The organism is Delftia sp. WY8 (assembly GCF_018437695.1).
GTDB lineage: Bacteria > Pseudomonadota > Gammaproteobacteria > Burkholderiales > Burkholderiaceae_C > Comamonas > Comamonas tsuruhatensis.
Map to the genome: position 1 here is coordinate 3,341,411 of NZ_CP049795.1, position 13,444 is coordinate 3,354,854.

The 13,444-nt window shown below is 65.9% G+C and carries 15 protein-coding genes; 5 read left to right on the forward strand and 10 right to left on the reverse strand.

The window, feature by feature from the left end; all coding sequences use genetic code 11:
* The first annotated feature begins 38 nt into the window (after nt 1-38).
* The 5 genes from G4D77_RS15420 (at nt 39) to G4D77_RS15440 (ending at nt 4,802) form a co-directional block, all read left to right on the forward strand.
* Nucleotides 39-938, forward strand: a complete 900-nt coding sequence (locus G4D77_RS15420) for a LysR family transcriptional regulator (RefSeq protein ID WP_096914574.1) — start codon at nt 39-41, stop codon at nt 936-938.
* Nucleotides 939-1,003: 65 nt separating this feature from the next.
* Nucleotides 1,004-1,969, forward strand: coding sequence for a thiamine-phosphate kinase (gene thiL / locus G4D77_RS15425; RefSeq protein ID WP_154836265.1), 966 nt, complete (start codon nt 1,004-1,006; stop codon nt 1,967-1,969).
* A gap of 38 nt (nt 1,970-2,007) precedes the next feature.
* Nucleotides 2,008-3,669, forward strand: a complete 1,662-nt coding sequence (locus tag G4D77_RS15430) for a DUF4139 domain-containing protein (protein WP_016450526.1) — start codon at nt 2,008-2,010, stop codon at nt 3,667-3,669.
* A 130-nt stretch (nt 3,670-3,799) separates the two neighbouring features.
* On the forward strand, nt 3,800-4,300 hold the full coding sequence (locus tag G4D77_RS15435; RefSeq protein ID WP_026062211.1) for a phosphatidylglycerophosphatase A family protein: 501 nt from the start codon (nt 3,800-3,802) through the stop codon (nt 4,298-4,300).
* Between the two features lie 10 nt (nt 4,301-4,310).
* Complete coding sequence (locus G4D77_RS15440) at nt 4,311-4,802, forward strand: CinA family protein (RefSeq protein ID WP_017404770.1); 492 nt, start codon at nt 4,311-4,313, stop codon at nt 4,800-4,802.
* Here G4D77_RS15440 and G4D77_RS15445 read toward each other — a convergent pair.
* From G4D77_RS15445 to G4D77_RS15490, 10 genes are all read right to left on the reverse strand, one after another.
* Nucleotides 4,783-5,097 carry a helix-turn-helix domain-containing protein gene (locus G4D77_RS15445; protein ID WP_012202639.1) on the reverse strand — a complete coding sequence of 105 codons (315 nt, stop codon included), beginning with the start codon at nt 5,095-5,097 and terminating at the stop codon, nt 4,783-4,785. The two genes, G4D77_RS15440 and G4D77_RS15445, sit on opposite strands and share 20 nt — an antisense overlap.
* A gap of 33 nt (nt 5,098-5,130) precedes the next feature.
* Nucleotides 5,131-5,955, reverse strand: coding sequence for a YecA/YgfB family protein (locus tag G4D77_RS15450; protein ID WP_013804727.1), 825 nt, complete (start codon nt 5,953-5,955; stop codon nt 5,131-5,133).
* Nucleotides 5,956-6,114: 159 nt separating this feature from the next.
* Nucleotides 6,115-6,636: a hypothetical protein gene (locus tag G4D77_RS15455; RefSeq protein WP_227740864.1), complete on the reverse strand. Its 522-nt coding sequence runs from the start codon at nt 6,634-6,636 to the stop codon at nt 6,115-6,117.
* Nucleotides 6,637-6,648: 12 nt separating this feature from the next.
* Nucleotides 6,649-7,743 (reverse strand): type VI immunity family protein, encoded by a 1,095-nt coding sequence (locus G4D77_RS15460; protein WP_227740865.1) that lies wholly within the window; start codon nt 7,741-7,743, stop codon nt 6,649-6,651.
* Nucleotides 7,744-7,776: 33 nt separating this feature from the next.
* Nucleotides 7,777-8,865 carry a type VI immunity family protein gene (locus G4D77_RS15465; RefSeq protein ID WP_193726182.1) on the reverse strand — a complete coding sequence of 363 codons (1,089 nt, stop codon included), beginning with the start codon at nt 8,863-8,865 and terminating at the stop codon, nt 7,777-7,779.
* Nucleotides 8,866-8,903: 38 nt separating this feature from the next.
* The gene (locus G4D77_RS15470) at nt 8,904-9,659 is read right to left on the reverse strand and encodes a hypothetical protein (RefSeq protein WP_154836269.1); all 756 of its coding nucleotides are present in this window, start codon (nt 9,657-9,659) and stop codon (nt 8,904-8,906) included.
* Entirely contained in the window at nt 9,656-10,060 is a 405-nt protein-coding gene (locus tag G4D77_RS15475; RefSeq protein ID WP_047219829.1) for a hypothetical protein, read from the reverse strand. Before G4D77_RS15475 ends, G4D77_RS15470 begins: the two co-directional genes overlap by 4 nt.
* Nucleotides 10,057-10,665: a DUF4123 domain-containing protein gene (locus tag G4D77_RS15480; protein ID WP_017405334.1), complete on the reverse strand. Its 609-nt coding sequence runs from the start codon at nt 10,663-10,665 to the stop codon at nt 10,057-10,059. Before G4D77_RS15480 ends, G4D77_RS15475 begins: the two co-directional genes overlap by 4 nt.
* A 6-nt stretch (nt 10,666-10,671) precedes the next feature.
* On the reverse strand, nt 10,672-11,013 hold the full coding sequence (locus G4D77_RS15485) for a PAAR domain-containing protein (RefSeq protein WP_026062371.1): 342 nt from the start codon (nt 11,011-11,013) through the stop codon (nt 10,672-10,674).
* Between the two features lie 15 nt (nt 11,014-11,028).
* Nucleotides 11,029-13,407 carry a type VI secretion system Vgr family protein gene (locus G4D77_RS15490; protein WP_154836271.1) on the reverse strand — a complete coding sequence of 793 codons (2,379 nt, stop codon included), beginning with the start codon at nt 13,405-13,407 and terminating at the stop codon, nt 11,029-11,031.
* Nucleotides 13,408-13,444: the final 37 nt, after the last annotated feature.

Sequence of the window (13,444 nt, forward strand, 5' to 3'; positions counted from 1 at the left end):
TGAAATCGATTGTTCGGATCGACTTATCCAAAAACCCGATGAATATCTCCTCCCGCCAGCTCGATGCCTTCATCGCCCTGGCCCAGCTCAGCAGCTTCACCCTGGCCGCACAGCGCTGCCATCTGTCGCAGCCGGCCTTCAGCGCCCTGATCAAGGGTCTGGAAGACGGCGTGGGCGTGCGCCTGTTCGACCGCAGCACGCGCCACGTGGCGCTGACGCAGGAGGGGGCGCAGTTCCTCGATGCCGCGCAGCGCATTCGCGCCGACCTGGGCGATGCCGTGCAGGGCCTGCGCGAGGCGGCGGCGCTGCAGCGCGGGCGCGTGTCCATCGCCCTGCTGCCTTCGCTGGCGGCGGCCTGGCTGCCGCCCGTGCTGGCGCTGTTCCATGCGCGCCATCCGGGCATACAGCTGCAGGTGTCGGACCTGCTGTCCGAATCGTGCATCGCCCAGGTGGCCTCGGGCCAGGCCGACCTGGCGCTGGCCGCCATCCGCGCCGACACCGAGGAGCTGCAGGCCGAATGGTTCTGCGCCGACAGGCTGCACCTGGTCTGCCGCGCCGACCATGCGCTGGCGGCCCTGCCCGCGCCAACCATGGCCGACCTGCGGGACCAGCCCTTCATCCAGCTCGCGCGCCACAGCAGCGTGCGCCAGTACCTGGAATCGCAGGAGCAGGCCCCGCCCCTCAACACCTTGCTGGAGGTGGAGCACCTGGCCACCGTGATGGGCATGGTGCGCGCGGGCCTGGGCATCAGCGTGGTGCCGGCCCTGGCGCTGTTCCACTTCGTGCAGCCTGGCCTGGTGACGCGCCCGCTGGCCGATGCCGACCGCCGGCGCGACCTGTACCTGGTGCGCAGGCGCCAGCGCAGCCTGTCGCCGGCCGCCCAGGCCTTCCACGCGCTGGCGCTGGAGCATCGGCCCGGTGCGGGCGAGACCACCTGATACGGCGCAGCACGAACCTCGCAGCACAATAGCCTGATCGCCAAACGCATCCGAAAGCCGCCACCGTGGGTGAATTCGACCTGATCCGCCGCTTCTTCCAGCGCCCCGTGCGCCGCGCCGCCCTGGGCGTGGGCGATGACTGCGCCCTGCTCGCCCCGGCGCCGGGCATGCAGCTGGCCGTCTCCAGCGACATGCTGGTCGAGGGCCGGCATTTCTTCGCCGACGTGGACCCGCGCCTGCTGGGCCACAAATCCCTGGCCGTGAACCTGTCCGACCTGGCGGCCTGCGGCGCGCGTCCGCTGGCCTTCACCCTGGCCCTGTCCCTGCCGCGCGCCGATGCGGCCTGGACCGAGGCGTTTGCGGCCGGCCTGCTGGCCCTGGCCGACGCCCACGGCTGCGAGCTGGTCGGCGGCGACACCACCCAGGGGCCCTTGAACATCTGCATCACCGTCTTCGGCGAAGTGCCGCCCGGCCAGGCCCTGCTGCGCAGCGGCGCGCGCGCGGGCGACGACATCTGGGTCAGCGGCAGCCTGGGCGATGCCCGCCTGGCGCTGGAAGCCCTGCTGGGCCACACCACCCTGCCACCCGGCACGCTGGCCGCCGCGCGCCAGCGCCTGGAAGCGCCCACGCCGCGCGTGGCCCTGGGCCAGGCGCTGCGCGGCATTGCCAGCAGCGCGCTGGATGTGAGCGACGGCCTGCTGGGCGACCTGGGCCACATCCTCGAGCAATCCCGCGTGGGAGCCAGCCTGGACACGCGCCTGATCACGCCGCTGCTCGATGCCGGCCGGCACACGCCCCTGGCCATCGACCTGCTGCACCAGTGCACCCTGTCCGGCGGCGACGACTACGAGCTGTGCTTCACGGCCCCGGCCGACCGGCGCGATGCCGTGCAGTTCGCAGGCCGCGACAGCGCCACGCGCGTCACGCGCATCGGCTGCATCGAGGAGCAGCCCGGCCTGCGGCTGATCGGCCCGGACGGAACGGCCATGGCGCCCCGGTGGACCTCATTCGACCACTTCGCTGCGGCCTGACGCCGCGCCAAACCACTTTCATCCGAGAAGGACTGCCCATGGTTCAACGCTCCGCCCTGCCCGCCCTGCCCGCCCTCTCGGCCCTGGCCGCCGCCTGCTTCCTGCTGGCAGGCACCCCGGTCCAGGCCCAGGCACAAGCCCAGGAAGCCACCATCGCCCGCGCCCCCATCGCGCGCGTCACCCTGTATGCGGGCGTGGCCTCGGTGGAGCGCACGGCGCGCATCACGGCCGCCACGCGCCAGCTGGTGTTCGAGTGCCTGCCGGGCTCCATCGACCCGCAGAGCCTGCAGGTCAGCGCCGATGCCGGCGTGCGCCTGGGCGACTACAAGCTGCAGTCGCAGCCGCGCGAACTGGCCTCCAAGGCCTGCGCCAGCCCGCTGGAGCAGCAGATCCGCACGTTGGAAGACCAGCTGGCCGCGCTGGAGGCCGACGAGTCCGCCGCCAAGCTCGTGGGCGACTACCTGCAGGGCCTGGCCAAGCCCGGCGATGACGCCAAAGCCCCCGCCCTGCCCGCCGCCAGCCAGCTGGGCGCCGCCACCGAGGCGCTGCGCAGCACCAGCCGCGGCAACACGCTGCGCGCCCACCAGATCCTGCGGCAAAAGCAGGCGCTGCAGGAGCAGCTCAGGCCGCTGCAGCTCGAACGCGACCGCACGGGCGCAGGCAACGCCCAGGTGATGAAGGTCACCGTGCAACTGGCCAGCCCGGCCGATGCCAATGTGCAGCTCACCTACCAGGTGCGCGGCCCGAGCTGGCAGCCCACCTACCGCGCCCAGCTGGACCCGGCCAAGGGCACGGTGGCCATCGAACGCCTGGCCCTGGTGGCCCAGAACAGCGGCGAGGACTGGAGCCAGGTGCAGCTGCTGCTATCCACCGGCCAGCCTTCGCGCAGCACGCAGGCACGCCTGCCCAATCCCTGGACGCTGGATGTGGAACGGCCCCGCCCCGTGGCCGCCATGGCCCCTGCGCCAGCGCCGGCCCCGGCGGCCCCTGCGATGATGCTGGAGCGCGCCCGCAAGCCCGGGGCGGCCGGCGAGGCCGCCGAACTGCCGGTGCTCGATGTCGCCAGCCTCAACACCGCCTACGCCACGCAGTTCTCCGTGCCCTACCGCATCAGCGTGCCCTCCAGCAGCGAGCGCGTGACCCTGGCCCTGGGCTCGCAGAACCTGCCGGCCACCCTGCTCACGCGCACGGCGCCCGCCGTGGAAGAGGCAGCCTACCTGGTGGCCCAGCTGGCCGTGCCGGCCGGTGTCTGGCCCGCAGGCCCCGTGGCCCTGTTCCGCGACGGCGCCTTCGCCGGCCAGGGCCGGCTGGACTTCGGCAACGCCGCCGCGCTGGCCCAGGGCCTGTCCTTCGGCCGTGACGACAAGGTGGTGGTGCGCAACCTGCCCGTGGACTCGGCCACGGGCAGCGGCGGCCTGCTCAGCAGCAGCACCGAACGCCAGGTCACGCGGCGCTTCCAGGTGGACAACCGCCATGACCGCGCCATCGAGCTGCAGGTGGTGGACGCCGCACCCGTCTCGCGCAACGAGCAGATCCGCGTGCAGTCCCAATACAACCCGCAGCCGTCCACCACGCGCTGGAACGACCGCAACGGCATGATCGCCTGGCAGCAGCCGCTGGCCGCTGGCGCCAGCGCCAGCTTCGAGGCCCGCCACCAGATCCGCCATCCGCAGGATCTGGCGGTCGAAGAGCGTCAGTGAAGCACCAGGGCCGCGCTTATGATCTCGCCCCATGAGTGACGCGCCGCTGCGGCCGGAGGTTTCCGGCGATCCTGCTACCCCCACCTTTGCCTCTGCGGCGCGCCCACCGGAAGGCCCGCCGCAGGGCGGCATGGCACGCCCCACGCTGGAATTCATGATGTCCCACCCGGCCCACTTCATAGCCATGGGGCTGGGCTCGGGGCTGGGGCGCATCGCGCCCGGCACCGTGGGCACGCTGTGGGCCTGGCTGTCCTTCCTGCTGCTGCAGCACTGGTTCACGCCCCAGCAGATCGGCCTGCTGATCGCGGGCAGCATTCCCCTGGGCTGGTGGGCCTGCACGGTCACGGCGCGCCACATGCGTGTGGCCGATCCCGGCAACCTGGTCTGGGACGAGATCGTGGCCTTCTGGCTGGTGCTGTGGCTGGTCATGCCCACGGGCTTCTGGGGCCAGCTCATCGCCTTTGGGCTGTTTCGCTTCTTCGACGCCGCCAAGCCCCAGCCCGTCAAATGGGCGGACCGGTGCTTCAAGGGCTTCGGCTGGCGCGGCGGCTGGGGGATCATGTTCGATGACCTGGTGGCCGCCTTCTGCACGCTGCTGGTCATCGCCCTGTGGCGCCATTTCATCGGCTGAAGGAGCTGGCATGAGCGCATCCAACGAACTCGTCGAAACCCTGGCAGGCCTGCTGCTGCAGCGCGGCTGGATGCTGGCCACGGCCGAGAGCTGCACGGGCGGCATGATCGCTGCGGCCTGCACGGACCGCGCCGGCTCCAGCGAATGGTTCGAGCGCGGCCTTGTCAGCTACTCCAACGCGGCCAAGCACGACCTGCTGGGCGTGCCCGAGGCGCTGATCGCCGAACACGGCGCAGTGAGCGAGCCCGTGGCGCGCGCCATGGCCGAAGGCGCCATCGCCCACTCACGCGCGCAGTGCAGCGTGGCCGTGACAGGCGTGGCCGGGCCGGGCGGCGGCAGCGCCGCCAAGCCCGTGGGCACGGTCTGGTTCGGCTGGAACGTATACGGCACCACGCACAGCGAATGCCTGCGCTTTGACGGCGACCGCGCCGCCGTGCGCCAGGCCACCGCGGTCCATGCCTTGCAGCGCCTCAATGCGCTGATCAGCGCAAGGCTTTTATGAGCCTGTGCGCGATCTCCTGCAGCGGTGCAGGCAGGGCGCGGTAGCTTTCCAGCAGGCGCTGCTCGTCCACGGGCAGCGGCGCGTTGTCGTCTTCAAGCCCCGCCGTCAGCTCCAGCGCCGTGGTCTGCAGCGCCAGGGCCACGCGGGCCAGGGTGTCGTTCTTGAGGGTGCGGATGGCCCCCGATTCGATCTGCGACACGGCCGAGGCCGTGATGCCTGCGGCCTCGGCCAGCCGGCCCTGGGTCATGCCCAGTTCGGCGCGGCGGGCGCGTATGCGTTCACCGATATGTCTCATGGCCCGTGCATCCAAAGCCTGTGGCGCGGGCGCTCAGGCGCCGTGGCACTTCTTGAACTTCTTGCCGCTGCCGCAGGGGCAGGGGTCGTTGCGGCCCGGCTGCTCGCCCTTGACGATGGTTTCCTGGCGCGGACCCATGCTCTTCCAGATCTGGCGCAGGTCGTACAGCGCCCAGATGGCCTCGCCGAACTGCTCCACGCGCTCCTGGCTGGTGCTGGCGGGGCCGTCCTCGTCGTACATGCAGACTTCGGGCTTGCCGGTGTCGTCCTCGGTCAGGGCCACGACGGCGTTGAGCGCCTCGTTGAGCCAGCCGGCGGCTTCCTTGTCGCGCGGGGCGGCCCATTCCTCGGCCCAGTTCTCGACCACGAACATGAAGCCCAGCGCCCAGATCTGGCCGAACGAAGGAATCTCGCCGTCATCGGGACGCTCTTCCTCGGGCAGCGACAGGATGGCGCCGCGCATGTCCATGGCCTCGGGCTGGAAGGTGCGGTCGTCTTCCAGCGTCTTCACGTCGGCGTCCAGCTGGGTGCGGATCTCGTCCATGCGCAGGCCCACCAGCTCCAGAAAGCGCGCCTGCTGCGCCGCGTCCTTGAACACTTCCATCAGCGGCAGCGGCTGGCCCTCGGCCACCTCCAGCGTGCCGCCGTCGCCTAGCAGCATGGGCAGCCACTCGGCGGCCGGCACCTCGCGGCGCGTGCAGATCAGCGCCGTCAGGAAACCGTCGCAGAACTCCCACTGCGGAATCTCCTCGCCGCGCGTGCGCAGCTCGTCGAGCAGATCGTCAAGCTCCTCCAGCGCCTCGGGCGTCAGGGCAGGCTCGTCGGGCAGGGCGGTGGCTTCGTGGGCGTCGTTGGACATGGCGGAAATCTCTAGGGAAAACAGGGAGAAGGAACCGGCCACGGCCAGCCCCTCGAATGAATGGCCCGCAGTGTAGCCGCGCCGCCATGTCCGTGGCGCCCGGTCGGAACTGGCGCCCACGGGGCCCTATCGCCCCACATGGCCCACGTGGCCCACCCGCTACCCGGCTCCCTGCCAGGCCGGGAGCATGGAAAGCCCCACCCATTCCCCGACCCGGCTCATCGTCAAATTCTGCAAAGCGCCGCTGGCGCCGCCAAAGACTGCCACCAGTGCCCATGTCTGCTCGTCGAAACCGCGGGTCGTGCAGCAGGCCATCTGGGGCAGGCACAGCGCCTCGGACTGGTCCTGGGCCAGCAGGCTGACGAATTCCTGCGCGGTCACGGTCTCCGGATCCAGGCCCATGGGCCAAGTCCCCTTCCAGCGCTGCGCATCCAGGGTCACGCTGTGCACGCCCCATGTCGGAGCGCCTGGCATGTCGCCCCAGGCCAGGCGTTGAAGGACCAGGCCCAGCCCCGTCTCCGCCCATGTCACCGGGTAAGGCGGGGCGTGATCGATCTTCAGCAGCTGCGTATCGCTCAATCCCGCCTGGCGCAGGGCCAGGCGCAGGTAGTCCTGCCGGCTGTGCCGTCCCAGCGTGCGCAACACGGCATCCATCAACGGGGCGATGGGCTGTGGCTTCATGGTGCTTTCCATTCAGAATTCATCAAAGCGACGCATATAGGCGTCGCATGCCAATTGCCACGCGTCTTCGTCGTCGGATCCGGAAGGCGGCGGTCCGATGAAGTTGTTGAGCCGGGATTTGGCACGAATCGGCTTGAGCAGGCGCGCTGCCTCGCCAAAGGCTGGCAGTGTCAGTCCCTTATCCATGTCCCCCAACCCCGGAAAATCTCCTGCCCGAATCCCCAGGCAGTTGCCCACATCCCCGGCGGAAAGGTATTGGCTGGCCTGCACCTGCTTGCGCACCGCTTCCCGCCCGCCCAGTTTTTCCAGCAAGGCATCGCTGACAAAACTCAGCCAGTTGATGCTGTACATGGCGTTGTTGAAGTCATGGCTCATCAACGCAAGGCTGCCCAGGGCATTCAAGCCTGGAAAACGCTGCAGGTAGGGATACAGTATTTGCTGCCCTTTACCATCGGGTCCGATATTGCGTTCTTCCACTGCGGGCATGACACCCCAGCCTGCAATGGCCCAGAAGGGCTGCATCAACTCCACCATCTGGGTGGTGAGGCGGCCCACATTGCGCTCGGGCGGTTGATCCAGAATCCACCATGCGGGAAATGCCATGCGAATGAAAGACATGGAAGGCCCTATTCCAGGTGTTGTATGGCGATCATGCAGCCAGATGCCTTCATTGTTTTTTATCCGGCAATAAATTCGAAATTCTTGTGCATTTTCCACCCAATCATCTGGAGGTTTTGGACTTCCCGAAGCCAGATCAAACATCATTGCAAAGCCCTTCGGATTATTGAGCGTACTCGGCTTGTGCTTTTCCATTCTCGCTTTCCCTTTCTCGCTGACCATAGCAACAGGAGCCATCCCCCACCATATTGCAAGCTTCTCAGCACCAACGGTTTCAATGAATAGATCTATCACCTTCCAAGCGCGCTCGCGTACAGCCAATGAATCCCCTTCATGGAATACCATCTCGACGGTCCAGCCAGCTCTTGCGCAAATATTGCCAAAACCATTCCGCAATACCAGTGCCTTGAGAATATCCAATGTCGCCGCCATGGCAGCATCCGCTTCCCGATTGCCTGAGGGCCAATTGAAATCATGTTCCGCAGCCATCGTCATCTCCCTGTACCTTCAGAATCCCATAAATCAGAACAGATCAAACCGGCTCATATAGGCATCGCATGCCAGTAGCCACGCATGTTCATCATTCGAGCCAGAAGGCGGCGGTCCGATGAAGCTGTTGAGCCGGGATCTGGCGCGCAAAGGCTTGAGCAGGCGTGCCACCTCGCCAAAGGCGGGCAGCGTCAGCCCCTGGTCCATATCCCCCAGTCCTGGGAAATCTCCTGCACGGATTCCCAGGCAGTTGCCGACATCACCGGCCGAAAGATACTGGCTGGCCTCCACCTGCTTGCGCACCGCTTCCCGCCCACCCAGTTTTTCCAGCAATGCATCGCTGACAAAACTCAGCCAGTTGATGCTGTACATAGCGTTGTTGAAGTCATGACTCTGCAAGGCGTGGCTACCTAAAGCATTCAATCCTGGAAATCGCTGAAGATAAGGATAGAGTATTTGCTGACCTTTTCCGTCGGGATCGATATTGCGCTCTTCCACAGCAGACATGATGCCCCAACCCGCCGTAGCCCAGAAAGGCTGCATCAATTCCACCACTTGAGAGGTGATCCAACCGACATTGCGCTCGGACGGTTGATTCAAAACCCACCATGCAGGAAATGCCATGCGGATGAAAGACATGGCAGGCCCTATTCCAGGTGATTGATAGCGATCCTTCATCCAAAGCCCTTCGTCGTTGTTGATACAACAGTAAAGGCGAAAGTCTTGTGCATTGTTTTCCCACAGTTCAGGCGGCTTTGGCTTTCCGGAAGCCATATGAAAAATCAGTGCATAACCTTTAGGATTGTCTAGGCTCTTCTGCTTCTTCGCGGTCAACTTCTTTTGTGCCATTGCGCTGGTCAGCATGGCAGGCATTCCGTCATACCAATAAACCAATTTCTCCTTCCCTACGGCCTCACAAAAAAGATCAACCACTTTCCATGCACGTTCACGCACAGCCAAGGAATCTCCCTCATGGAACACCATTTCAATGGTCCAGCCGGCTCTTGCACAGACATCACCGAACTGATTGCACAGTACCAGCGCCTTGAGAATATCCATCGTCGCCACGGTGGCTTTTTGCAGCTCTCTGGTGCTCAAAGGTTTTTTGAAATCTTTTGCCATATTCATCCTCCATATCTCACCGTACCGAAGCCATCGTTTCAGAATGACAACCCAAGGACTCTTGCCAGTGCAGTCCCTACCGCGCCTACACCTCGAAGTACCCGCCCCAGTGCGGACGCACCGGCCGCAGCCCCCACCGCAGCCGACGTATCCGCATTCACCCGCTCTGCCAAAGAGATGGCCTTTTCCCTGTTGGCCTGCCATCGCGCTGCCTGGTTCAACACACTTTCGTTCGACTTTTCTCCATCGCTGTCGCAAGCGCAGCTTCCGGCGTCCAAGGCCTTCTGGAGAAACTTGTCTTCGAAAATTTCTCGGTACGCATGAAACTGACTCTTGCCGTCTGGCCCTTCAGCATTGGAAAAGCCATCCCCCGGAAACTTCATCTCATAGACCCGCTGCACGTTGTCCAGCACAGGCGGAAGGCGCGGGTTCTTCACCACGACCACATCCGGGATGCGCGAGCCCGCAGGCCGGCTGCGCGTGGGTCGTACGGGCTCCCTGCGCGACATGACGGGGGCCTTGTTCAGGTACGGCACTTCCTGCTTGTAGTAGCCCCGGTAGCCTTCAAACCCGTCGGCCTGCATGACCACGCCGGCCACGCAGCGCTGGCCCAGGCCGCCGGTCATGCAGCAGCAAAACAGCTCGCACAGCGCCCTGCGGTCCAGTTCGTTGTCGAAGTCCCGGGTGCCGCATACCTTGTTGAAGCCCACAAGCACGACGGCCTTGCACAGGTCCCTGGACCGCTTCAGGCGATTGAGGGCAATGAAGGCGGGGACCAGTTGTTCGCAGCTCATGCGCCAGGCCCGCCGAGGGGCGAGGAGGACTCGCCCACAGGCGTGCGCCGCCGCACCACGTCCCAGATGCCCATCGGCAGTTCAAGCATCATCAACTGGATGCGTCCGTCAGGCGGCAGGTCGGTGCGCGAGAGAAACTTGCGCACGGCGGGAAATTCGTCGAAGCGCTCGCCAAACTGGTGGCGCAAGGCCAGGAAGCCGATGACATCGTCCGGCGTCGACAGGCCCCAGCCCACCGCGCGGTCAAGGCCTCGCCGGGTATGGGCCAGCAGCCTGTCATGCGGCCAATCCTGCTCGCTGAGATGGCAGGTCTGCCGCACGATGGCGGCAATCCCTTCTTCGCTGGGCACGAGGTTGCGGCGCAGCGTGCGCTGCATTTCCAGGGTTGAAATTTCCATCATGGCGAAGACACCTCCCATTGCCTGTTGTCCAGGCGCGCCAGGCCTGTGACGTGGTCCAGAAACTTGCGTTGCGCCATGCCGACCCAGATCCCCTCGGGATGCGGTGCCAGGCAGGCGAGGATGCTGTGGCCGCGGAACCAGTCCCCCAGATGCGCCGGGTCGAACTGCGCCAGCAGGCGAGGCAGCACGCGCGGGTCGTAAAAGCGCAGCCACAGCCGCTGGCCGCCGTCTCCCCTGGCCTGCAGAAACCGCTTGAGATGGCGCTTGAGCGCAGGGGCCGGCAACCGGCTGATCAGGAAAATGCCCCAGTGCGCCTGCCAGCCTTCATGCGGCCAGCGCTGGAACAGCGGACTGCCTGCATGCACCCGCATGAGATAGGGCGCGTAGCGCGCATAGCGGGCGGCGGGCATGCCGTCATACAGGCAGGTGATGCCGGACTGCGGCGGCTCGGCCAGGATGGCGTCATGCAGGTGCTCATCCGCCGCCGCGTCCACGATGGCGTAGAGCAGGCCGTCATAGGTCGCCGCCACCTTTTCGAGCACGGCCTGGCGTGCCATCTGGAGTTCGTCCGGCGTGCCGGGGCCTGGGGGGATCAAGGTGGACATGGCGATTCAGTCCTCCATGGCCGACACGAAGGCGGCCCCCGATTGCGCGGCTTCGGCCAGGCACCGGCCCGCATTCGCACCGATCCAGACGGTGGTGCAGCCCGAGACGACCACGCCGCCGTGCACGGTCCTGTCCCCCATGCGGGCTGCGGGCCTGCCGCCGATCAGTACCGTGGCTTCGCCTTCGGCAATGGCGTCGGGCGGCGAACGGGGGCACAGCGCCTGGTCCGTGACCCTGGCCGCCGGCATGCCGCCGATGAGCACATCGGCCTGGCCGGAGAGAATGGCGCCGCCCCCGTGGGCGGGGCAGGCATGCATGTCGCCCACTCTTGCTGCAGGTTGTCCCATGCGAGTGTCCCGGGTTCAGCAGTTGATCTTCACCAGCGGCGACTTGATCTCGACCATGGCCGGAGAGATCTCGATGGAGCTCGCCCCCGATTGCAGCCGGATGCTTCGGGTGCCGGTGACGATGACCTGTTGCCCATCGACCGTCAGCGTGGTGCCCGCCGCCAGGGCCAGCTGTCCGCCCGCATCGACCAGGCTGTTGGCGCCCACCCGCAGCGCGTGGTCGTTGCCGACGTTGACCGCCTGGTCCTGCCCTACCTCGGTGCTGTCGTTGTTCTGGATGGTGCTGCAGCGGTTGTTGCCCACGATGAGGCCTTCATCGCTTCCAACCTGCGCGCTGCGGTTGCGCCCCACGGTCCGGCTCCAGTCCATCCCCACGCTGTCGCTTCGCAGGACACCCACGTTGCTCATCAGCACCGCGCCTACGTTGAGGTTGTAGGCACACCCCACGGTGACCATCTTGAACAGGCCCGTGCCCTGGGTGTAGCCGATGCCCACGGTTTCGGATTTCATGCGCCCCGTGGCCAGGGTCCAGTTGCGGCCGATGCTGTCGCGTCCATTGGCATCCACGGTTTTCGTGCGGTTCTTGCAGATGCGGATGCTTTCATCCAGGTCCACCGTGCGCGTGCGGTTCTGGTGGACGGTGAGGGTCTCGTCCAGGTCCACCACCTCCGTGCGCCAGCCGTGGACATCGATCTTCTCATTGCGGTCCACGGTCTCGGTGCGGTCGCGGTGGATGACGCTGGTCTCGTCCCGGTCGATGGTCTTGCGCCGGTCGTTGCCCACCCATTTGTCCTCGTCGTTCTCGACCTCGGTGAGCTGGTCCTTTTGCGCATGCAGCCACAGCTGTTCTTGCCCGGCCTTGTCCTCGAAGCGGATGGCGTTGGCGTCGCCCGGGCCGTTCTTCATGCCCGCGCCTGCGGCACCGCCCTTGCTCGACCGGGTCTTGATGCCCGATTGCGTGGCGTTGGCCGGCAGCGCCCAGGGCGGCATGTTGGCCGCGTTGTAGACGCAGCCCGTGACGATGGGATAGTCCGGGTCGCCGTTGAGGAAGTCCACCACCACCTCGTGCCCTATGCGTGGGATCGAGATGGCGCCAAAGCCCGGGCCTGCCCAGTTGGTGGCCACGCGGATCCAGCAGCTGGAGTTCTGGTCCTTCTTGCCCAGCCGGTCCCAGTGGAACTGCACCTTGATGCGGCCGTATTCGTCGGTCCAGATTTCCTGCCTGGCCGGGCCCACGACAATGGCCGTCTGCGGCCCCGTGGTGCGCGGCTTGGGCGTGGTGCGCGGTGGCTTGAAGGCAAGATCCGTGGGCTGGGCCTGCAGCTCGTAGCGCTGGAAGGAGCCTTCTTCCTTGGCGCCGTCCCGGGTACTCGGTGCGGATGGGACGCCACGTACGCTGGAGATCGCGCTGACGCGAGGGTTTTCTTTCAGGTGGTAGCTCAGGCCCGTGATCAGGTACTGCCGGTTCTGGTCACCACGCGGGTAGTTGTAGAGGCTGAAGGTGTAGCCCGTGGCCAGCGCCCGGTGGCACGACTGGCCCCGCACCCGGCTGTGGCCCGTGAGGCCTTGCTTCAGGCGCACGCGGATGTAGGCATCTCCGTCGCCGTACTCCGTGTAGCCGCCCGGCCATTCGTAGGTTTCATGGCCGTCGTGCGCATGGCCCGGTGGATCGCGGCGCATGTGGGACAGTTCGGCCCGGGGCTTTTTGAAGTCGTAGTCGTCGATGTAATGGCGGCCCGGCTTGATTTCCTGCTCCAGCTGCCAGGCGTGGATGTTTTCCTGATCGCCTGCGGCGGCTTTTTCCGGGGGATAGAAGGGAATGGATTCACCACCGGGCAATGCGCCGTGCGAGGCAATGATGTCGTCGCACAGCACCAGGGTGTGCTGGCCCGATGCGTGCTCGAAGAAATAGTAGATGCCTTCGTGTTCCATCAATCGCGAGACGAAGTCGCAATCGCTTTCGTTGTATTGCACGCAGTAATCCCAACTGCGATAGGCGCGCGTGAGTTTCCTTTGCATTGGATGGCCATAGACGCCCAATACCTGCTCAATGATGTCGGGCACGTTGAGGTTCTGGAAGATGCGAAAGTCGCTCTTGCGCGTGGCCAGCCACAGCCAGGGGCTCAGGCGCGCCTTGTAGGCGTAGTGGCGGTGGTCCTGGCCCTGCATGCCAAAGCGGGTGACGATGCCGTCGATGAAGCGCCTGCCGCCGCCCTGGGTTTCAATTTCTATGGTGGCGTTTTTTCCCAATAGGGCCTTGGGATCGATGCTTTCGTTTTCGCTGAGCATTTCCACATCGAGGCTGAAGAGCTGGCTGATGTTTTCCTGGCCGCGCAATTCACGGAAATGCAGTTCATCGCCCAATGGCGTATGGATGGTGACTCGGCGTGTCATTGGTGCTCTCGCCCTGTGGGGGCGCCCTCCCGATCTT

Excerpts from the sequence above, each read along its gene's own strand:
- G4D77_RS15420 (WP_096914574.1), top strand. The coding sequence starts at position 39 with ATGAATATCTCCTCCCGCCAGCTCGATGCCTTCATCGCCCTGGCCCAG.
- G4D77_RS15430 (WP_016450526.1), top strand. The coding sequence starts at position 2,008 with ATGGTTCAACGCTCCGCCCTGCCCGCCCTGCCCGCCCTCTCGGCCCTG.
- G4D77_RS15435 (WP_026062211.1), top strand. The coding sequence starts at position 3,800 with ATGGCACGCCCCACGCTGGAATTCATGATGTCCCACCCGGCCCACTTC.
- G4D77_RS15440 (WP_017404770.1), top strand. The coding sequence starts at position 4,311 with ATGAGCGCATCCAACGAACTCGTCGAAACCCTGGCAGGCCTGCTGCTG.
- G4D77_RS15445 (WP_012202639.1), bottom strand. The coding sequence starts at position 5,097 with ATGAGACATATCGGTGAACGCATACGCGCCCGCCGCGCCGAACTGGGC.
- G4D77_RS15450 (WP_013804727.1), bottom strand. The coding sequence starts at position 5,955 with ATGTCCAACGACGCCCACGAAGCCACCGCCCTGCCCGACGAGCCTGCC.
- G4D77_RS15455 (WP_227740864.1), bottom strand. The coding sequence starts at position 6,636 with ATGAAGCCACAGCCCATCGCCCCGTTGATGGATGCCGTGTTGCGCACG.
- G4D77_RS15460 (WP_227740865.1), bottom strand. The coding sequence starts at position 7,743 with ATGGCTGCGGAACATGATTTCAATTGGCCCTCAGGCAATCGGGAAGCG.
- G4D77_RS15465 (WP_193726182.1), bottom strand. The coding sequence starts at position 8,865 with ATGGCAAAAGATTTCAAAAAACCTTTGAGCACCAGAGAGCTGCAAAAA.
- G4D77_RS15470 (WP_154836269.1), bottom strand. The coding sequence starts at position 9,659 with ATGAGCTGCGAACAACTGGTCCCCGCCTTCATTGCCCTCAATCGCCTG.
- G4D77_RS15475 (WP_047219829.1), bottom strand. The coding sequence starts at position 10,060 with ATGATGGAAATTTCAACCCTGGAAATGCAGCGCACGCTGCGCCGCAAC.
- G4D77_RS15480 (WP_017405334.1), bottom strand. The coding sequence starts at position 10,665 with ATGTCCACCTTGATCCCCCCAGGCCCCGGCACGCCGGACGAACTCCAG.
- G4D77_RS15485 (WP_026062371.1), bottom strand. The coding sequence starts at position 11,013 with ATGGGACAACCTGCAGCAAGAGTGGGCGACATGCATGCCTGCCCCGCC.
- G4D77_RS15490 (WP_154836271.1), bottom strand. The coding sequence starts at position 13,407 with ATGACACGCCGAGTCACCATCCATACGCCATTGGGCGATGAACTGCAT.